Origin of the sequence: Niastella sp. OAS944, from assembly GCA_024809215.1 — a bacterium.
Lineage (GTDB): Bacteria > Bacteroidota > Bacteroidia > Chitinophagales > Chitinophagaceae > Niastella.
The window spans coordinates 283768-303483 of record JANUBW010000001.1 but is presented as its reverse complement, the minus strand read 5'-3'; the positions used below and the strand labels follow the sequence as shown (position 1 = coordinate 303483).

15 protein-coding genes and 1 tRNA gene are annotated in these 19716 nt (G+C 44.6%); 4 read left to right on the top strand and 12 right to left on the bottom strand.

Features of this window, described 5'->3' with window-relative positions; all coding sequences use genetic code 11:
* Positions 1-18 precede the first annotated feature (18 nt).
* Positions 19-1821 carry a hypothetical protein gene (locus GGD38_RS01180; protein ID WP_375299863.1) on the top strand — a complete coding sequence of 601 codons (1803 nt, stop codon included), beginning with the start codon at positions 19-21 and terminating at the stop codon, positions 1819-1821.
* A 162-nt stretch (positions 1822-1983) separates the two neighbouring features.
* Here the strand turns inward: GGD38_RS01180 and GGD38_RS01175 are convergent, their stop codons facing one another.
* Positions 1984-4236 carry a sodium-translocating pyrophosphatase gene (locus GGD38_RS01175; protein WP_375299864.1) on the bottom strand — a complete coding sequence of 751 codons (2253 nt, stop codon included), beginning with the start codon at positions 4234-4236 and terminating at the stop codon, positions 1984-1986.
* A gap of 195 nt (positions 4237-4431) precedes the next feature.
* Positions 4432-7509: an AsmA-like C-terminal region-containing protein gene (locus tag GGD38_RS01170; protein ID WP_375299865.1), complete on the bottom strand. Its 3078-nt coding sequence runs from the start codon at positions 7507-7509 to the stop codon at positions 4432-4434.
* A 128-nt stretch (positions 7510-7637) separates the two neighbouring features.
* On the opposite strand from GGD38_RS01170, the gene GGD38_RS01165 reads away from it, so the two are divergent.
* Together GGD38_RS01165 and GGD38_RS01160 are read left to right on the top strand one after the other, a co-directional pair.
* Entirely contained in the window at positions 7638-8237 is a 600-nt protein-coding gene (locus GGD38_RS01165) for a TrmH family RNA methyltransferase (protein WP_375299866.1), read from the top strand.
* Between the two features lie 182 nt (positions 8238-8419).
* Positions 8420-8905 (top strand): redoxin domain-containing protein, encoded by a 486-nt coding sequence (locus GGD38_RS01160; protein ID WP_375299867.1) that lies wholly within the window; start codon positions 8420-8422, stop codon positions 8903-8905.
* Between the two features lie 46 nt (positions 8906-8951).
* On the opposite strand, the gene GGD38_RS01155 is transcribed toward GGD38_RS01160, so the two are convergent.
* The 10 genes from GGD38_RS01155 to GGD38_RS01110 all read right to left on the bottom strand — a co-directional run bounded on the left by GGD38_RS01155 (position 8952) and on the right by GGD38_RS01110 (position 19451).
* On the bottom strand, positions 8952-9572 hold the full coding sequence (locus GGD38_RS01155; protein WP_375299868.1) for a DUF4142 domain-containing protein: 621 nt from the start codon (positions 9570-9572) through the stop codon (positions 8952-8954).
* Positions 9573-9781: 209 nt separating this feature from the next.
* Positions 9782-10387 carry a thioredoxin family protein gene (locus tag GGD38_RS01150; protein WP_375299869.1) on the bottom strand — a complete coding sequence of 202 codons (606 nt, stop codon included), beginning with the start codon at positions 10385-10387 and terminating at the stop codon, positions 9782-9784.
* 212 nt (positions 10388-10599) lie between these two features.
* Positions 10600-11580, bottom strand: a complete 981-nt coding sequence (locus tag GGD38_RS01145; protein WP_375299870.1) for a YihY/virulence factor BrkB family protein — start codon at positions 11578-11580, stop codon at positions 10600-10602.
* Positions 11577-12623 (bottom strand): endolytic transglycosylase MltG, encoded by a 1047-nt coding sequence (mltG, locus tag GGD38_RS01140; protein WP_375299871.1) that lies wholly within the window; start codon positions 12621-12623, stop codon positions 11577-11579. The genes GGD38_RS01145 and mltG overlap by 4 nt, the downstream gene beginning before the upstream one ends.
* 327 nt (positions 12624-12950) lie before the next feature.
* Positions 12951-13277 (bottom strand): preprotein translocase subunit SecG, encoded by a 327-nt coding sequence (gene secG, locus GGD38_RS01135; RefSeq protein ID WP_375299872.1) that lies wholly within the window; start codon positions 13275-13277, stop codon positions 12951-12953.
* A gap of 4 nt (positions 13278-13281) precedes the next feature.
* Positions 13282-14769 (bottom strand): hypothetical protein, encoded by a 1488-nt coding sequence (locus GGD38_RS01130; protein ID WP_375299873.1) that lies wholly within the window; start codon positions 14767-14769, stop codon positions 13282-13284.
* A gap of 9 nt (positions 14770-14778) precedes the next feature.
* Positions 14779-15354 carry an LPS assembly lipoprotein LptE gene (lptE, locus tag GGD38_RS01125; RefSeq protein WP_375299874.1) on the bottom strand — a complete coding sequence of 192 codons (576 nt, stop codon included), beginning with the start codon at positions 15352-15354 and terminating at the stop codon, positions 14779-14781.
* Positions 15338-16585, bottom strand: a complete 1248-nt coding sequence (locus GGD38_RS01120; protein WP_375299875.1) for a sigma-54 interaction domain-containing protein — start codon at positions 16583-16585, stop codon at positions 15338-15340. Before GGD38_RS01120 ends, lptE begins: the two co-directional genes overlap by 17 nt.
* A 294-nt stretch (positions 16586-16879) precedes the next feature.
* A complete protein-coding gene (miaB, locus tag GGD38_RS01115) occupies positions 16880-18307 on the bottom strand; it encodes a tRNA (N6-isopentenyl adenosine(37)-C2)-methylthiotransferase MiaB (RefSeq protein ID WP_375299876.1) in 1428 nt (475 codons plus the stop codon).
* A gap of 292 nt (positions 18308-18599) precedes the next feature.
* Positions 18600-19451: a class I SAM-dependent methyltransferase gene (locus tag GGD38_RS01110; protein WP_375299877.1), complete on the bottom strand. Its 852-nt coding sequence runs from the start codon at positions 19449-19451 to the stop codon at positions 18600-18602.
* Positions 19452-19624: 173 nt separating this feature from the next.
* On the opposite strand from GGD38_RS01110, the gene GGD38_RS01105 reads away from it, so the two are divergent.
* Positions 19625-19697 (top strand) — tRNA-Gly (locus tag GGD38_RS01105).
* Positions 19698-19716: the final 19 nt, after the last annotated feature.

Sequence of the window (19716 nt, the reverse complement as noted above, 5' to 3'; positions counted from 1 at the left end):
TCACCATTCTTTAACCCCATGCACGCATTGCTACGATATTTAATTTGTTTCACCTGCTTTACCCCTCTTATTTCCGGGGTGTATGGGCAGGATAGTACCAAAAAGAAAGGGCGTGTAGGCTCGCTGATAAAGGATGTGTACCATAGTTTTCTGGCAAGGGAAGCAAAAGGGGCCGACAGTACCTTCTTTCAACGAAGTGAGGAAAGCTACCAACCATTTGCCGGTAAGGTGATCAGGCGGGTTGTTGTACGCAACCTGTCGTTTGGTGAAAACGTAAATGATACAGCTAGTAACATCATAAGTGCATTAACAAGAACGGCCGACCGGTTACAGACCAATACCAAAGACTGGGTGATAAAGAATATGCTGTTTGTGAAAAAAGGGCAATTGCTCGATCCCTACCGCCTGGCGGATAACGAACGTTTTTTACGTGATCAGAATTTTATAAAAGATGCCCGTATTGTTGTGCGGCTGGTAACAGAAGATTCGGTTGATGTATATGTGCGATTGCGCGATGTGTTTAGCTGGGGTGCGGAAGTAAATGCCTCGGGTATCAAAGATTTTACCTTGTCGGTATATGATGCCAATTTCATGGGTATGGGGCAACGCCTGGAGCTTACTGCTTTGTACGACCGCACTAGAAGTCCGGCAGTAGGGCCGCAGGTCAAGTATCGAAAAGCAAGTATTGGCGGATCGTTCATTAATATAGAGGCTGCATATACTACCATCGACAAAGGCGTATCGTTAGGTACCGAAAACGAAAGGGCCTATTACCTAAAGCTCGACCGGCCGCTGTATACGCCCAATGCACATTTCGCAGGCGGGCTTGAAGCCAGCTGGAACCAAAGCACCAATGTATTCAATAAAGACACTTTGTTTAACAATTACAAATACCAGTTAGGTGATGTTTGGTTGGGTTACAACATTGGCGTATATAAACAAAAGCGCGAGGGTGGGCTCGATAACCGCAGCCGCTGTTTTATTGCGTTGCGTTATTTTGATCAGCATTTTATTCAACCCCCAAAGCTCGATACGTTCGATGTACGGTATGTGAACAAGCGATATGTATTGGGGCAGTTCACCTGGTATAAAATAAACTTTTATCGTACCAACTATATTTATGGTTTTGGTAGAACGGAAGATATTCCGGTTGGTATGGTAAGAAAGATAACCATTGGCCCGGCGCAAACAGATAGCGCCCGCAGATTATATGCAGGGTGGGAGTATACGCACTACCTGATTGACAGTCGTAAAAATTACTGGAATTATACATTTGCTCTTGGTACCAATTACTATCGTAAAGAATGGCAGGATAACAGTGCTTTCCTGAACATCTCCTGGTTTAGCCGCTTATTTGAATTTACCAGGTTTAAGATAAGGCAGTCTGCAAGTTTTAACTATGCCGGCATTTACAATCACAGGCTGTATGAGCCGCTGTATATAAACAATGAATTTGGTCTTGAACGTTTCAATACTGATAGTGTAAGGGCTTTACACCGGTATTCGGCCGGTTTTGAAAGTACTCTTTATACCAGGTGGAGCATACTTGGTTTCAAGATCGGTTTTTTTACTTTTGGCCGCACTACCTGGATGACGCCTGAGAATACCGGTGCCTGGCGCGGAGGCTTTTTTCCTGCCCTTGGCGGTGGTATACGAACCCGAAATGAGAACCTGATCTTTGGTACTATTGAAGCCCGTTTTACGTGGTTCCCGCGCACGTTGTATGATGTAAACAACATTACGCTCAGGGTTAGTAGTAATTTAAGGTTGAAGTTTTCGGGCTCATTCATTCAGCCGCCATCGTTTGCTGCAATACGGTAATAAGAAATATATAAGTGTAAACTTGTAGGTAGGTCCTATAAAAAAAGGGTCCCCGATGTAGAAACATGGGGACGTTGGTATTTGGTATGATATAGTGCCTTAAGTTGTTACTCCAAAGATAATGTCGTTGTTTGAATATTTTAAGAATTTTTTTTGCTATTCTTAATTAAGCTTTTTTTCTACTGTATAAGTATTTGTCACATCACGGTTATGATCAGGTATATAAGTTTTCTTTTCTGTGTTCACAGTATGCGTATTACCGTTACTATACAGCTGAGCCAGCGTTGGTGCTATTACAAGCGATACGATCGACATTAATTTGATAAGAATGTTCATAGAAGGACCAGAGGTATCTTTGAACGGATCACCTACGGTATCTCCGGTTACAGATGCTTTATGTGGTTCGCTTTTTTTGTAATAGATCTCACCATTTATTTCTACACCCTTTTCAAAACTCTTCTTGGCATTGTCCCAGGCGCCACCGGCGTTGTTCTGGAACATACCCATCAATACACCACTAACAGTAGCGCCAGCCAGGAAGCCGCCTAATGCTTCGGGGCCCATAAGGAAACCAATGATCAGCGGCGAGGCGATGGCAATAGCACCAGGCAGCATCATCTTTTTAATAGATGCATCGGTAGAAATGGCAACGCATTTATCATATTCGGGTTTGCCTTTTCCTTCCATAATGCCTGGAATGGTTTTGAACTGGCGACGCACTTCTTCAACCATCGCCATGGCTGCCTGCCCTACGGCGCGTATAGCCAGCGAAGAGAAAATGAAGGGTATCATACCACCCACAAACAGGGCAGCCAGTACATCGGCCTTGTAAATGTTTATACCAGGTATTTTTGCAACACCTACAAACGCGGCAAACAGGGCCAGTGCTGTAAGGGCGGCAGAAGCGATGGCGAAGCCTTTACCGGTAGCAGCTGTAGTGTTACCTACAGCATCCAGTACATCAGTCTTTTCGCGCACCTCTTTTGGTAATTCGCTCATTTCGGCAATACCACCGGCGTTATCGGCAATAGGACCAAACGCATCGATGGCAAGTTGCATGGCTGTAGTGGCCATCATACCGGCAGCGGCAATACCCACACCGTACAAACCGGCACATTGGTAAGAGCCCCAAATACCACCGGCCAGAACCAGAATGGGCAGCAGGGTACTTTCCATACCTACAGCCAAACCACCAATTACGTTGGTAGCATGACCGGTACCAGACTGGCGTACGATGCTTAACACCGGACGTTTACCCATAGCAGTGTAATATTCGGTAATGATGCTCATTAACGTACCTACTACCAAACCAACTACAATAGCGCCCAAAATACCTTCGCGGGTAAAGGTCTTTGCACCTTCAACCAGCGAACCGTTTACGGTATCGCGTACGAGGTGAAACTCACCGGTAGGCAAAATCCAAAACACCAGAGCAACGGAAGCAATAGCGGTAAGGATGATAGAGCCCCAGTTACCCATGTTCAGCGCCTTTTGCACAGTGTTGGTATTAACACCTGCGTTTTCGCTGATGCGCACAAAGAAGGTTGCTATTATAGAAAACAAAATACCTACGCCGGCAATAAGCATAGGCAATAATATCAGTGAATAACCACCAAACTGGTCCTGAACAACTGCTTCCTGCCCAAGTACCATGGTAGCTAATACCGTGGCTACATAAGAACCGAAAAGGTCGGCGCCCATACCGGCCACGTCGCCCACGTTGTCGCCAACGTTATCGGCAATGGTAGCGGGGTTGCGTGGATCATCTTCAGGAATGCCGGCTTCTACTTTACCTACGAGGTCGGCACCAACATCGGCGGCTTTGGTATAAATACCACCGCCAACACGGGCAAACAGGGCAATGGATTCAGCACCCAGTGAAAAGCCGGTAAGCACTTCAATGGTCCTGATCATTTCCTCTGAATTCACTGCTGCTTCGGGAGCAAAAAGCGTTTTAAGGATGATGAATAAACCGCTTAAACCAAGTACGGCCAAACCCGCAACACCCAAACCCATTACAGAGCCGCCGGTAAAAGATACCGCAAGGGCTTTGCTTAAGCTGGTACGGGCCGCATGAGCTGTACGTACGTTGGCTTTGGTAGCTACACGCATACCAATGTAACCGGCAGTTGCACTAAATACCGCACCTATGACAAACGCGAGAGCTATTGCCCAGTGTGAGTTTGAGTTAGCGCTGGCCATTACACCAAGCAACAAGGCTACTATAACAACGAAGTAGCCTAAAATTTTCCATTCTGCGCGTAAAAAGGCCATTGCACCTTGCGCTATGTATGTGCTGATCTCTTTCATGCGGTCAGTGCCCGCTTCTTGTTTTGAAACCCAACTAAATTTAATGAAAGTATACAGCAAGCCGACGATACCCATAATGGGCACTAGATAGAACAGTTTGTCCATAGTTTTGATTTCGTAATCGCTAGATTTTTAAGGTTAACAAATATAGGGGAAACGGCTTGAATTTGAACAGTTCTGCGTTTCAGCGGATTGAAAAGCTGAGATCGGGTCGGAGGAGCCCCAATAACGCAAAGAGGCTGCATCTTAAGACGCAGCCTCTTTGTATTTCATTATCACATTATCAAATTATCACATTAGCTAATTTTTCTTATTAAACAAGCCTTTAATTATGCTCTTGCCCTTATCTACAGCTTCCTGTTTCACATCCCTTTTAACACTGTCTTTCGTAGATGTAGTGTCCTTCTGACCGAATATCTGTTTAGCGATCTGATTCTTTAACTCCTGTTTTGCTTCTTCCTTTACCTGGTTTTTTACCGCCAGCAGGGAATCTTTTGCTGCCTGTTTTTTAGCTTCTACCAGTTCTTTGGCCTGGTCTTTCATGTCATCGGCCAGGCTGCTGCCCGCACCACTCAGATCGGTTTTTACCGAAGGGTTGGTGATGGTTCCGCCCATATTCACTTTAAAGCTAATAACATCGCTTACTTTAACGGGTACGCCTTTGCTGTTGGCCTGGGTAACCAGGTTATTCACTAACGAATTGGCTTTGCTGCCCAGCTTTTCGCGTGGCACCTGCATGTTTATTACATAGTCTAACGACTGATCGAGCCCATGTTTACCACCAATTTCCATATTAACATCCTGCACCTTCACATTAAAGGGTTTAATGAACACTTTTCCATCGGCCACATCAAAATGGCTTTTTACATCTTTCAATGTTATTTGTTTCAGGCTTGAGATATCGAGTGCACTGGCCAGTTTTTCTAATGGAGCAAATTTGTTCAGTACACCTTCCAGTAATAACATTGATCCGCTACCTGTAAGAGTGCTCAGGTCGGGCATCATGGTTTCGCCCAGCTTACCGGTGAGGGTGAGCTTTGAAGTGAGCTTACCGGCAATGAACTGGCCAACAGGCATCAGCTTTTGAACGGTGTTGAATGCCATGAAGGTTTTTTGAATATCCAGGTTCTGCACGTCATAGGTAAGCGCAATATCGGGTTTCTTTTTGCTTGCTTTGGTAGAGTAGGAGCCGCCCAGCGCAATGGTACCATCGAGCGCCTGCATTTTTACATCTTTCAGTCCAACGGTTTCATCTTTCACCTGCAGGGTACCGGTGATGTTATTGTAATCAACTTTATCGTATTTAACGCTGCCTGCTTTGGCATTGAGCGTAAGGTTTATGTTTTTGGGAACCGCAAATGGTTCGCTGGCTGGCGCGTTACCGCTAACCGCTACAGTATCTTTTGTTGCCGGCGCCGGTGTGCTGCCGGTAGTGGCTGAAGTAGTGCCCATTAATTTGTTCAGGTCTACTTTATCGGCCGACACATTCAACGTACCTGCCAGGGTTTCATCTTTCAATGCATAACCTATGAGGTTATCGAATGTACCATTGGCGTTAAAGTTCATACCCTGGAAGTTACCGGTAATGTCATTAACCGTTACGTTCTTAGGGTTAAAAGTGAGCTGAGTATTTTTCACGTTAACACCATCGGGATAATCTTTCGACTTATAGCTTACGTTAGTAGCCTGTACGGTACCGGCAGTTTGAATGGCATCGTACTGGCTTTTATCGATCGATGATTTTTTACCTTTTACCGATACATTGGCTGCCAGATTACCGGCCAGTGAAGTACCGGGTTCAAATTTATAGAACTGTGCTACGTTGCCTAAGTTGAAGCTGCCTTTGGCCGTACCATCAAAGTATGGGTCCGAAGCCAGGGTTTTAAGCAACAGGGTAAGGTCAACCACATCTTTCCCAATTTCGGCGTGTGCTGCGGGAATATTGATCACAGCGTGATCGGCCAGGCCATCAGGACTTTCAAAATTTATTCTTGCACTGGTGTTTTGAATAGGTGCAGGAAAGTCTTTTGACGAGTAATACAATTTATTGATGTCGATATAACCTTTGGCAGTGAAGTCGCCGGGTTGTTGTTTTTGTACAACGGCCAGGCTTCCTTTTGCCTGCACATCGGCATCAACGGTGCCTGCCAGCTTGGTATCGGGCAGTTTTACAAACTGGGTAATGCCGGCCAGATCGAGCCTGCCTTTAAGGGCGGCATTGATGTACTGCGTGGTCATTGGATTTTGGAACTGCACATTAAAATCGAACGGATCGTTGCCAAACTCAATATGACCTTTGAGAATGTTTATAGCGAGGTTATCGGGTGCTCCATCGGGATTATCTACCGTCATCTGTATGTTTACGTTCTTCACAGGCTTTGGAAGATCGGGATATTGAAAGAACCCATTTTCAATTTCCAGCGCAATATTGTAAGCGGGCATTTTCGTATTGGTCATGGTGCCTTTTGCCATACCCTTGAGATGTGCTTTGCCGCTCGTTTTTATTTTTTCAAAGTCCTGTGCGTATACCGCAGGTATTAGCGACAGAATGCTTTTAAAGTCAGATGAGGGCGCATTAAAGGCGATATCCATATTGTAGGTGCTGTCGTTCACCAGTTGAAAAAAGCCCGATGTTGCGAGTTTTAGATCGTTCAGCGCTATTTCATCGGTCTTCCAGGTGTATTTGCTATTCTTAGCATCTACTTCCACATCCAGGTCGATGCTGGTTTTGGTTTTATTGAGGTAGGGGATGCCGCCATAATTGAATGTAATGGCATCGGCAGTGGTATTTGTTTTAAGCGTGAACAGGTCTGAGGTGAAATCACCACTGCCTTCGTGCGTAAAGTTTACCAGTTCGGTGCTCATGCCCATGGTAGCATCGTCGTAGGAAATGTACGCATTGTTGATGGCATAATGCTGCAGGTTCATTTGAAAGGGCGATGCCGCTGCGGTATCGGCGGGTGTTGCAGCAGCAGTATCGGGTTTGGCAATATCATAGTTTGCTTTTCCATCTTTGTTAACTATGACATGAATACGCGGTTCATTGATATTAACCGAATAAATTTTCATATTCTTGCCGCCGATTACGCTGAACAGGTTCACCGCCACATCAATTTCTTTGGCGCTGATAAGGGTATCTTTGGCAAATACATCGGTACCTACTACCTGTAACTCTTCAAGCGCCACAGATACTCTGGGGAAATGCCTGAAGAAGGAGAGGCTGAGGTCTTTAAAGTCGACCCGTGCGTTTATGTTCTTGTTGATCTGTTCTTTGGCAATAGAAATGATCTTGCCTTTGAAAATGAAGGGGGCCACAAACAGTATTAGAAGTATGACGGCCAGGGAAATGCCAGTGATCTTGGCGATTTTTTTGAGCATAGGTAATTGGTTTACTTGCAATTATCTGCGGTGTGAAGATAGTTTAAGTAATTTAATTCTCTAAATACAGTTTTTGTTAATAATTACACTGGTTAAGTTTACGGTTAAATATATTAATTTATTTGAAAATGACCCCAGAAAGACGTGCCCGCCTGCTGGCTGTATTAAATAAGCGGCAAAGTGATTTAACGGTAGTGCTGGAGAATGTTTTTGACCCGCATAATATTTCAGCAGTCATGCGCACGTGTGATGCTGTTGGTGTACAGGAAGTGTATGTTTTGAACACAAAGATACCCAGGCATAAGAAATTTGGCGCCAGAAGCAGCAGCAGCGCTGCCAAATGGCTGTCGGTTTACCAGTTTACCGATGCCGAGGCCTGTTTTAGCGCCTTACGGCAGAAATATGACAGGATTTTAACTACCCACCTTAGCAGCGATGCCGTTAATTTATACGATATTGATTTTACCAGCCGCATAGCCCTGGTATTTGGTAACGAACACTCAGGAGTGAGTGAAGAGATACGCGCCATGGCCGATGGTAATTTTATTATTCCCCAGGTAGGTATAATAAAATCGCTGAACATTTCCGTTGCCTGTGCAGTTACCCTGTATGAAGCACAGCGTCAAAAGAAACTGGCGGGGCATTATGATGCCTGTCATTTACCCGATCATCAGTTGAATGAGTTGTTGGGTAAGTGGGGGTTTGAGGAAGAGGAAGCCAGTTCGTAAGTTATTCAGTTATTCAGTTGTTCAGTTCTTAGTTCGCAGTTCACAGTTCATAGTTCTGTGGCTCGCAATTAAATTTGGCCTTAGGCTTTTGGGAAGGGGATTGGGTTTAATGCTTAGGGGTTGCAGCTTGCAGCCGTATTTCACGTTTCAGGTTTGCCGTTTCACGATTAAACAAAGTTTAAATGAAGTATATACTTTTTATAGGATACTTATTGTCTACATCAACTACATTCAGTCAACCCATCAGGAAAGTAAAAATTACCGAAGTAGAAGAGTATGTAAAGAACAGCGATCATCCCATTGTGTTGAATTGCTGGGCAACCTGGTGCGCGCCCTGTATTGAAGAAATTCCTTACTTTATGGAAACGGTGAAGAAGTACAGCGATCAAAAAGTGGAGTTGCTGTTGGTGAGCCTCGACTTTGCTTCGAGCTATCCTAATAAAATACAGGAGCAAATAAAGAAGAAGAAATTTAATGCTACGTTCTTTTGGCTGAACGAAACCAATGCCGATTATTTTTGTCCCAAAATAGATCCCAAGTGGGATGGCACCCTGCCATCTACTTTGTTTATAAATCCCAAAACAGGTTACAGGAAGTTCTTTGGCCGCCCGTTAACGGATAGACAGATTGAATTAGAAGTGAAAAAGCTTGTAGGATTACTAAAGTAAGTTAACAGGCTAACTTGTAAACTTGTTAACCTGTTAACTCGTTAACTTATTTCAACGCTTTATTGATCGCTTTTGCTGAATCAAGATGCATTCTTAATGTAGGCAGTTTTTGCGCTGCAAATGTTTTCACATCGGGGTCGGTACCATTCTGTGAACATTTTTCAAATTCTTTTACCACATCTTCATGTCCATTTACCATTGCTTTCATGTAAGCTTTATCAAACTCGGCTCCATTCTTCTTACTCAGGTCTTCTAAATGTTCCTGATGTTTACCTAAAGTAGAAGGTAATGTTACATTCTTTCCGCGGGCAACGGTCATAAGATCGTTATTGGCAGCAGTATGATCTTTGATCATCATTTCTGCAAAGTTCTTTACCCGTGGGTTCAATGCCCTGTCTTTTGCCAGCTTGGCTATTTCAACTTCAGCCATACCAGCCTCTGCCGCATCGTTCATAAAGGTGTGGGTTTTATCATCAACCATTCCCTGTGCACCGCGGGCCGAATCAGCTGTGTTCATATTATTATCGCGATCCATACGGGTATCGGGCTCTTGTCTGATAGCTCCTGTTGAATCGGCAGTGGTATCTGTTGATGAAGGGCTTTGACAGGCAAACATTGAAAACATTGCGCATACTGCAATTGATGAAAAAATTGTTGTTGCTTTCATGAGAAATTTATTTTTGGTGTTTTTATAAGCTCTCATATAGCAGCATTAATTATGCCCTTACTGTATCACCAATTATTTTTGTATGTGTGGGGAGTAATGTCAACATGCATGGTGTTGTATATAGTTGGCAACATTAAAATGAAAATCCCCCATACCGGCTCAGCCGGAACAGGGGATTGTACAGATTTTAAAAACGGGACTTATTGGTGTTATGAAATCCGCTTAATACTACAACCAACCGATTTTGATTGTTTAACTGAAACTTCTTTTCCGGCTACTGCTTCATTGATTGCTTCTTTTAAATGAATACGTTTTACACTTGCAGCATCGGAAGGGCTATCATCAATAGCGCCATGATAAATGAGTTTTCCATTTTTATCGAACAGAAAACATTCAGGCGTACGGGAGGCGCCAAATGCATCGGCCAGCTCATTGTTCTTATCCACTGCATAAAACCATTTGTAACCTTGTCCCTGGCCATAATCCTGCATGTTACTTAACGATTCGGAGCTTTTACGGTTAGCTTCATTTGAATTCAATAAAACTACACCAATGTTTTGTTGTGCCGCATACTGACAGATCTCTTTAGTGCGGGCCTGATTGTTAATGACCACAGGGCAGGTATTACAACTAAACATTACCAGCAAACCGTTCTCTTTCATTGCCTCCTTTAGGGTTACTTCTTTGCCGGAAATATCTTTTAACTTATTGTCTGCTTTCGGTACACTTGCTCCCAATGGTAATGGGTCTTCCATAGCAAAAGAGAAAAGAACCACTGCGGGCAACAGCAATAAGCTGAACATAGTTTTTTTCATCTGACATTTTTTATTTGTTGTTATAAACAGGGTCGGGGGAATTGTTACGCTTCACGAGTTCAAAATCGCAGCTTTCATTGTAGCAGATCGGTAAGATAAACAGCTATGCAAAGTTTACTAAAAAATGCTGGTTTTACCTAGCACTTTTATGTCAGGTGGTTTTAAAATTTCATTAAAAAGGAAATTATTATAATATGTGCGGGTTTGTTACATTAAACGCGGTCATGAAAAATTAGATCATCGCTTGTATTACCATGCACCTGTTTCTGCCGTTCTTCGGCCATGGCCTTAATGGAATGTATGCTTACATTCAGCTCGTACCCAATAAGCAATACAAGAGAATTGATGTATATAATGATCATCAATACGATAATGGTACCAATAGAGCCATATAAGGCGTTGTACTTGCCAAAGTTGTTTACAAAGATAGAAAAGCCCAATGTGGTAAGAATGCTCAGGAATGTGGCTAGAATGGAGCCCGGCGATGCAAGCTTCCATCTTTTTTGTATGGCCGGTGCATATTTATAAATAAAAGCGATGGCGTAAAATATAAGGCTTACAAGAAAGACCCATCTGAACACACCAATAACATTCAATACAAACACACTTTTAATACCCAACAGTTTCAATACAGCGCTTTGTAACATCAGTAATATCAAACAACCCAGTATTAAACTCATATTGATGATTGTGAGCTTAATGGCCACCAGGCGGGTTTTTAACCCGGTTCTTTTTTCAAAGCCTATATAGTTCTTATTAAAAGAGCGCATAAGCCCCATCATGCCATTGGATGCGAAAAAGATAAGTAATAAAAAGCCGAATGAAAGCAGCGCGGTATGATTGTCTTTAAAAAAGCTGTCTACAAAACTGATGATCCCTTTGTTATAAGTATCTGCGGGGATCATATCGCGTATCAATGTATGCAATTGCAGTTTCACCTGCCGGCGGCGAACGAACGGCAATTGCGGTATCAATGTAAAAAGAAATAAACAGGAGGGGGGAATGGACATGATAAAGTTATACGAAATGGCCGAAGCCCTTTCGGTAAGTCCTACACGCCTAACCTGTTCTTTAAAGAACATAATTACATCAAACAAGGGTACACCCTCGAAACCGGGCAGTACTATCTTCTTGCTTTTTTCCGATAAAAAGCGAACAGGGGGGGAGTTTGATATTATGCGTTCTACGTTCATTTAAGGTTTGCTGCGCTGTCTAATGCCGCTCTTTTCTGTTGTTCAATATCCAATGCCTGCTGAAATTCCTTGGCAACCTTCAGGTGCTGGTCATACGTTTCGGTATAAACATGCCGGCCCGAAAAATCGCTTTTCGCTACAAAATAAAGATAATTCGTTTGTGGTTGTTGTAAAACTGCATCTAATGTTTGCAGTGAAGGTGTGCAAATAGGGCCGGGGGGCAAACCTTTGTTCATGTACGTATTGTAAGGCGATTCTACCTGCAGGTATTTCAGGTAAATACGTTTGAGGGTAAAATCCTTCATCGCAAATTTTATGGTAGGGTCGGCCTGTAATCGCATACCCTTGTTCAGGCGGTTGAGGTAAACGCTGGCAATGGTATCTTTTTCTTCGAGGTTTTGTGTTTCTTCTTCAACAATAGAGGCCAGCGTATAGGCCTGTATGGGTGTAAGTCCCAGTTTACGCGCCTGGTTGCGCCGCTCGTCGGTCCATACCCTTTTATATTCTGTTCGGAATTTTTCAAAAACATCGCCTACAGAAGCGTTCCAGAAGTATGAATAGGTGTTGGGATATAACATGGCCATTACCGTGTTCGAATCGAAACCGTAAGGCTGTAATGAATCGGTGTAATAAGCCACTACATCGGCAGAATCAATTTCCATTTTACGGCCCAGGAAACCCGCCAGCTGCTCTTTTGTACGAAACTTGGTGATGATGAGTTTCACCGGTGCCTGCCGGCCGTTGCGTAACATGCGGGCAATATCCATGAGGCTCATGCCTTTTTTCAATTCATACCGCCCTGCTTTCAGCTTTTGGGGGACCTCGAGTTTGGTGGCTAACAGGTCGAACGCGGCCGGACTGTTTATAAGATTACTATCGCGCAAGGTTTTCATTACCTCGGGCCAGGTGGCATGGCCGGTTCGTATATATAAATATTTCGATTTTTCGGAGAATGCGGTGTTGGAAGTAAAGAACTGCCAGCCGGCTATTGTGCCTGCCAGCACTGCTATAATCAGAACGCTTATTACCAGTTTTCTGAACATTGGATATAGATTATTTTTTAATCATCTGTTGGTTGCTATTCCTTTGATACTGTGCAAGAACTATGCTAGTGTCGTGAATCGTGAAACGGCAAACGTGAAACGTGAAAGTTTTATTGCAGCTCTCCGATTGTTGGCATCAGACCTTTAATCGTGAATCGTGAACGGTGAGTTGTTAGAGCCCGCTACTGTTGAAAAGCCCTTAATTAGCGAACCCCGCGATTGTTTGGAAATTTTAAAATGAGCGAACCCACTCACCACTGACCATTCACCAAAATAAAAAACCCTGCCGGTTTAAAGCAGGGTTGAGCTTTATTTTTTTGGAATAAATTATTTCGCAGGTGCTGGCTGTAAAGGTGAACCACTTGCAGGAGCAGGGGCTGTAGCTGCAGGGCGCACATTTTCGCGGCCGTTAGTGCCAGAAGCTTTAGTTTTTGGAATAAAGAAGGCTGATGTTAAACACAACAGGGCAATAGCGATTGCCATAACCCAGGTACCTTTTTCCAGTACATCGGTTGTTTGTTTTACGCCCATGAACTGGGTATTGAAACCGGCAATGCTGCCAGCTAAACCACCACCTTTAGGGTTTTGGATCAGGATAAACAAGCCGATCGCTACACTAGCTATTATTATCAGTGCCAGGAACAAAATGATCATTTCACTATGCTTTTAATTGTTCAATTCTTGTCGCAAAATAAGTGCTTTTGGCGGGATTAAGCAAACTTAATTTCTCGTATATCCGTATTGCCTTTTTCGCATTGCCCTGTTTGGCCCAAACTTCGGCCATGGCCTCAGTAACCACTTCCTTTTCCTCAACCGAATGTTCGGCTATACGTTGTATGCTTTGATGGGTAACCTCGTCAATTGAAGTGCTCGACTCAATGTGGCCGCTCACGCGTTTCATGCTCCGCAGCCAGTCGGTAAAGCTTTTTAACTGCTTACCCATTTTGTCTTTCATATCTTCAGCCATCAGCTTTATGCCCTGTGAGGCGAAATAGTCGATGGTGTGGTACGATTCAAAAATGGGCTCGCCCAGATCCACAGAGATCTTAAGCTCTTTGCTGGCAGGGGTGAGGCCAAACGGATTGGGTTGCTCTGCCACCGGTTCGGGCTCCGCCACTTCCGGTTCTTCTGGAATGGCCGATACAGCTGCCTCCACTACTGGTTCCTGTGCCGCCACAAAGGCCACTGGCTCTTCAGCAGGGATTGGCTCAGCAATTGATTCCGGCTGTTCTTCAATAGCTATTTCGGGTGGAGCTGTTTGTTCGGGTGCTGTAACTTCCGCGGTTACTTCAATAGCCGGTACAACATCATCAGTATCAGCTTCTTCTATTTCTATTGCCGGTACAATATCGTCCACCGGGTCGGTCGTTTCGGCGGGCACTTCTATGGCCGGTATCACATCATCAATATCTGCTTCACCAACAATGGGTTCCACCGCCGGAATAATATCATCTGCCTCTATATTTTCCGCAACTGCAGCAACAGGTATCAAAGCTTCTTCGGTAATACTTACTGCATTCAGAGGCGCTTCGGTGGCGCTGCTTTCACCACCCAGCTGGCTAATTTCTGCAATGGCAACGGCTGAAGCGGTTTCTGTCACCGGTGTTGTATCCGGTACTGCTGCCTGTTCAACCAGGGAACCTTTTTCGTTTACCTGCAGGGTTTTCTCGTGTTCAACTTCTATCACCTCTTCCTGTACAGGTTCTACAAAATGTTCTGCAGCGGGTGGCCTCCCCCCGGCCCCCTCCAGTGGAGGGGGAGTTTGGGTCGTAGGATCTTCTTCTTTATGTTCTTCCGTTTCTGTTTCAGACTGGTAAACGCCGCCACCGTGCCTGGGCATTTGCACCACAATGCGGAAACCTGGTTGCGCTGGTTCTTCTGCTTTTGCGGGCAGGGCAGGAGCTTCTTCTTTTTGATCTAACTGCCAGCGCAGCCACAATGCATTATGAAAATAGAGCGAAGCCTGTTCGCCCTGTTCATAGTTATTATAGGCGCCGCTGTCTTTCAGCTTTTTGGCATACAGGAACTGACCCACAGCTGCATATGGGTAATCGTCGGTGAACTGTTTTAGTTCATCTACGCTCACCTGCTCAAAAGAGTCCTTATCAAAAAGATGTTTTACCAGCGTTTGAATATGATATTGCATGTAACCAGCTTACCAGTTTGAAAATATACGGTTGAAAATTTCATCCACCATGTTTTTGATGATGGTTTCATTTAATTGCTGTTCGGCCTGCGTTATGGTCAGCTGGGCCGAATAGTCGAAGTTACGGGAAACATCGGCTTCAAAATTCTTTGAAGGGTCTAAGTTGTTTTTAAAGTTGAGATGCACCGTAACTGTAAGGCGTTGGCCAGCTGCCTGCTGCTGGTTGCTTGAATTATTTGATGAAATGGCCGATGTAATAACATTATAGCCTGTAACCGTGCCACTGATATCGTAGTGGGCATCTTCGGTTTGCACCCCGGCCAACCGGGTTTGCCCCATGATCTTCTGCCTTAATTTATCTGTTAACTGCGGGCTCAACTGCGGGTTTATATACCGGGCCTTGTTCTCAATATAATTAACCCTGAAAGTTTTTACCTCCTTGGGAATTGAGCCTATATCTTTAAATGAATAGCATCCTGAAGTCAATAGGGCAATGGGCAATAAGCAATAAGCAATAAGCAATTTTATTCGTTGCCAATTGCCTTTTGTCAATTGTCTATTGGTTTTATCATTCTTTAATATCATACTCCTTTAATTTTCGGTACAGCGTTCTTTCACTGATTCCCAGGTCAAGGGCCGCATCTTTACGTTTGCCTTTATGTTTTTTAAGTGCCTTTTCTATCAGTTCTTTTTCCTTGTCCATAATGTTCAGCGACTCATCCACCTCTTCGTGATGATGAATATCATCGTGATTATCATGATGCACCATTATGGGCTGCTGTGTGCTGGTGACCACCGGCTGAACGTAGGTTGAAGGCAACAATTCCTTTGTCTTCAGCTCGTTCAATAACGATTGATTTTGCACGCTGGTACCGGGGTTCTGCAAAATATCTACAAACATCTTTTTCAGTTCGGTAACATCCTTTTTCATATCGAAAAAGAGCTTGTACAGGATCTCGCGCTCATTGGCAAACTCGTGGCCATTGGCCACAGGGTTACCGCTTCCATGGGCCAGCACCGGCAACCGGTTCATATCGCGATTAGGCAAAAATCGTTTTAGTTCGTTGGCCGTAACCAGTTTATCTGAAGCCAGCACAGAGATCTGTTCTGCAATATTCTTCAATTCACGCACATTACCGGGCCAGGGATAATTAATTAACACATCTTTTGCCTCATCGTCAAGCTGTACCGGGGTGGTTTTATAGCGTTCTGCAAAATCAACACTAAACCTTCTGAACAGGAGGGGAATATCTTCCTGCCGGTCGCGCAGGGAAGGCACCCGAATGGGCACTGTGCTTAAGCGGTAATACAGGTCTTCCCTGAATTTACCGTTCTGTGTGAAGGTGAGCAGGTCTTTATTGGTAGCGGCAATTACGCGCACATCGGTTTTTTGAACTTTGCTTGAACCTACGCGAATAAATTCGCCTGTTTCAAGCACCCGCAGCAGGCGGGCCTGGGTGCCGAGGGGCATTTCGCCAATTTCATCGAGGAAGATGGTACCGCCGTTCACAGTTTCAAAATAGCCTTTGCGGGCGTCAACCGCGCCGGTAAAAGAACCTTTCTCATGGCCAAACAGCTCCGAGTCGATGGTGCCTTCGGGAATGGCGCCACAGTTTACAGCGATAAATGGATTGTGTTTACGTGCAGATAAGGCGTGAATGATCACTGAAAATGCTTCTTTACCAACCCCACTTTCTCCGGCTATCAATACGGTCAAGTCGGTATTGCTCACCTGTGCAGCAACCTGCAGGGCAAAGTTCAACCCTTGCGAGTTGCCAATAATGCCGAACCTGTTTTTGATACTTTGAATATCCACTTTGATACTAATTTTTTCAGATACCCCCAGCGGTGATCAGTAATGATGTTGCATGAAGGTGATCCGGATTATTTTAATCAGGGCAGCGCCCTGTTTATATTGTCGGTCTCTTTTTGGCATGCCCAATTGAGTTATGGGCTGGCCCGGTATTTTACCGGGCTTACAGTTTCACGCCGATACAATCAGGCGATGGTTGAAACTATTTAGGGAGCGCTTATAGTAATAAGCAGCTCTATTTATATTTACAGTTCTATAATTTAACTCGTCTCCTTTTGCTTTTGGTGAATGCCTGTCTTATGGTTCAATTTTTCCTATCAACGTTGCGCCAGTACAATCATGTACTTTAACCATTACGTAGCTGCCTTTGTTCAGCGGGTATTGTTCTTTTGGAAAAACAACCACTTTATTCTGGCTGGTACGTCCCATCCAATCCTGGTCGCTGCGTTTACTGTTTCCTTCAATCAATACTTTAAATGTTTTGCCCAGGTCTTGCTGGTTACTTTCACGGCTGAGCGCATTTTGCAGTTTAACGATCTCGTCGAGCCGCTTTTTCTTCACGTCCTCAGGAATGTCGTCTTTATAGCGGCGGGCGGCCAGGGTTCCCGGGCGCTCGCTGTAAAAGAACATATAGCTCATATCGTATTTACTGTGCCGCATAATACTGAGCGTATCCTGATGGTCTTCTTCTGTTTCGGTACAAAAACCGGCAATGATATCTGAGCTGATGCCGCAATCGGGCAGTATTTCACGTATACGATCTACCTTGGCCATATACCATTCGCGGGTATACGTTCTGTTCATCAGTTGCAATACACGGGTTGAACCGCTTTGCACCGGCAGGTGAATGTATTTACAAATGTTCTCATACTTTGCCATGGTGAGCAACACATCGTCGGTAATATCTTTCGGGTGCGAAGTAGAGAAACGAACGCGTAAGGAAGGATCAATGAGAGCCACCTTTTCGAGCAGGTTGGCGAAGGTTACAGGAACGCCTGTTGCCTCGTTTTCGGGCACCCAGTAGTAGCTGTCAACATTTTGACCTAATAAGGTCACTTCTTTGTAACCGTTATTGAATAAATCGGTGCATTCTTTAATGATAGAATGAACATCACGGCTGCGTTCGCGGCCCCGGGTAAAGGGTACTACGCAGAACGAGCACATATTATTACAACCCCGCATAATGCTTACAAAGCCCGATACGCCATTGCTATCGAGCCTGACTGGGGAGATGTCGGCATAGGTTTCTTCACGGCTTAGCAGCACATTCACCGCTTTTTGGCCGGTTTCGGCTTCCATGATAAGGCCAGGCAGGCTTCGGTAGGCATCGGGGCCAACTACCATATCAACCAGCTTTTCCTCCTCAAGGAACTTGGCTTTTAAGCGTTCGGCCATACAACCCAATACGCCAATAAGGGCGCCGGGATTGTTCTTTTTAACCACCCGCAGGTCGCTCAGGCGCTTGCGAACGGTTTGTTCGGCCTTTTCACGAATAGAACAGGTATTGATGAGAATGAGGTCGGCTTCCTCGAAATTGCGGGTGGCGCCGAATCCGTTCTCATTTAAAATAGAGGCAACGATCTCGCTATCAGAGAAATTCATCTGACAGCCATAGCTTTCAATGTAAAATTTTTTATTATATGCATTAGGGTCATTTACAAAGGGAGAGTAGGCTTCTCCCTGCCGGCTTTCCTCGTGCATCGTATGGTTCATCCGCTCTAACATCAACAATTCAGTTTTTGGGATGGCAAAGATAGCCAAAAAAGGGTAACAATGACAGGTTGGCACTCCGACGCCCAAAGGGCGTTGGAGTAGTTAACAAAGTTGATAAGTTGACAAGTTGACGAGGAGGCGTCCCGCTGACTAAATGGAGGAGGTAATAGGTTATAGTTCATAGCCCATTAGACTGTATTTTAATTCATCCGCCAGCTGGCGGACCGTTTCACGTTTTACGGCAGGCGAGGCACTGAGTTTCGGAAATATTGCCGATTGCCGATTCACGATTGCCGCTGCTCCCTCATTTCCCAAACAACACATACCCATAGGTCTTATTCCCAATGTCGCGGGCTTTTTTAGGAAAGAGTTTGATAAAGAGACTCAGCGGGAACCTGAAGGGTGGAAGCTTGCGGCCGATGCGGTCGCCTTCATCGAGCAGGTAAATATTGTCATGCACCTTCCAGCCATGGCTGGTAAAATAACGAATAGGGTCTGCTACATTAAACTGCAATGGTGCTTTGGTGAGGATCTTTTTTAGATCGGTAGCCCTGCGGTGGCGGCGCAACCCACCATGGTAATCCATTATCCAGTAATGGAAGGTAGGTACTGCAAAGATCGCTTTTGATAACTGGGCGGCCTGTTCATTGGAAAGATAGCCAACAACCCCTTCGGTTATGAGCAGCGCCCGTTTGGCCTCATTGCCCAATTGGGTAAACAGGGCCTTCCGCTCTGTATCGTTCGAAAGATCGGCCGATAAACGTTGCAGGTGACAAGCCGGTTTATCGTTCTCGAGCAGTTTCGATTTATAATCTATCATTTGCGGAAAATCAACTTCTACCCAACGCAGATTAACCGGCAGTGGCATACGATAGGGACGGGTATCGAGACCGGCGCCTAAATTTATAACTGTATCTATACCGCGTTCAATGGCCCTGTTTATCAACCTGTCGATACCGGTTGTGCGGGTAACCATGGCAAAAGCCATATGATCTTTAATGGGTGTAGCTTCCACCATTTGAAAACCGCGGTCGGTAGCCAGTTTGCGGGCAAGCGGGTCTTTGAACACTGCATCGGGGCGTTCTGATTCCAATGCTCTGTATGCGGCGATCCAAAGCGCTGTATCGGAAACGTTATTGATGAGTTGTTCAGACATATTGGGACCAGGTTTGTGTATATAAATTTAACTATTTTCCGCAACAGCAATTATCAAGCGAATGGGTATTAAGATTGTCTTTTGGTGCTTTAATTTTTTAATTAACTTAGAGGGAGTGATGATTGGTTTTGTGTTTGTTGAACGCGGAGTTATTGGTGCTTATGGTAATATAAGCGGAAGTAGCTCAGTTGGTAGAGTATTAGCTTCCCAAGCTAAGAGTCGCGAGTTCGAGTCTCGTCTTCCGCTCTGAAAAAGACAATCTTAT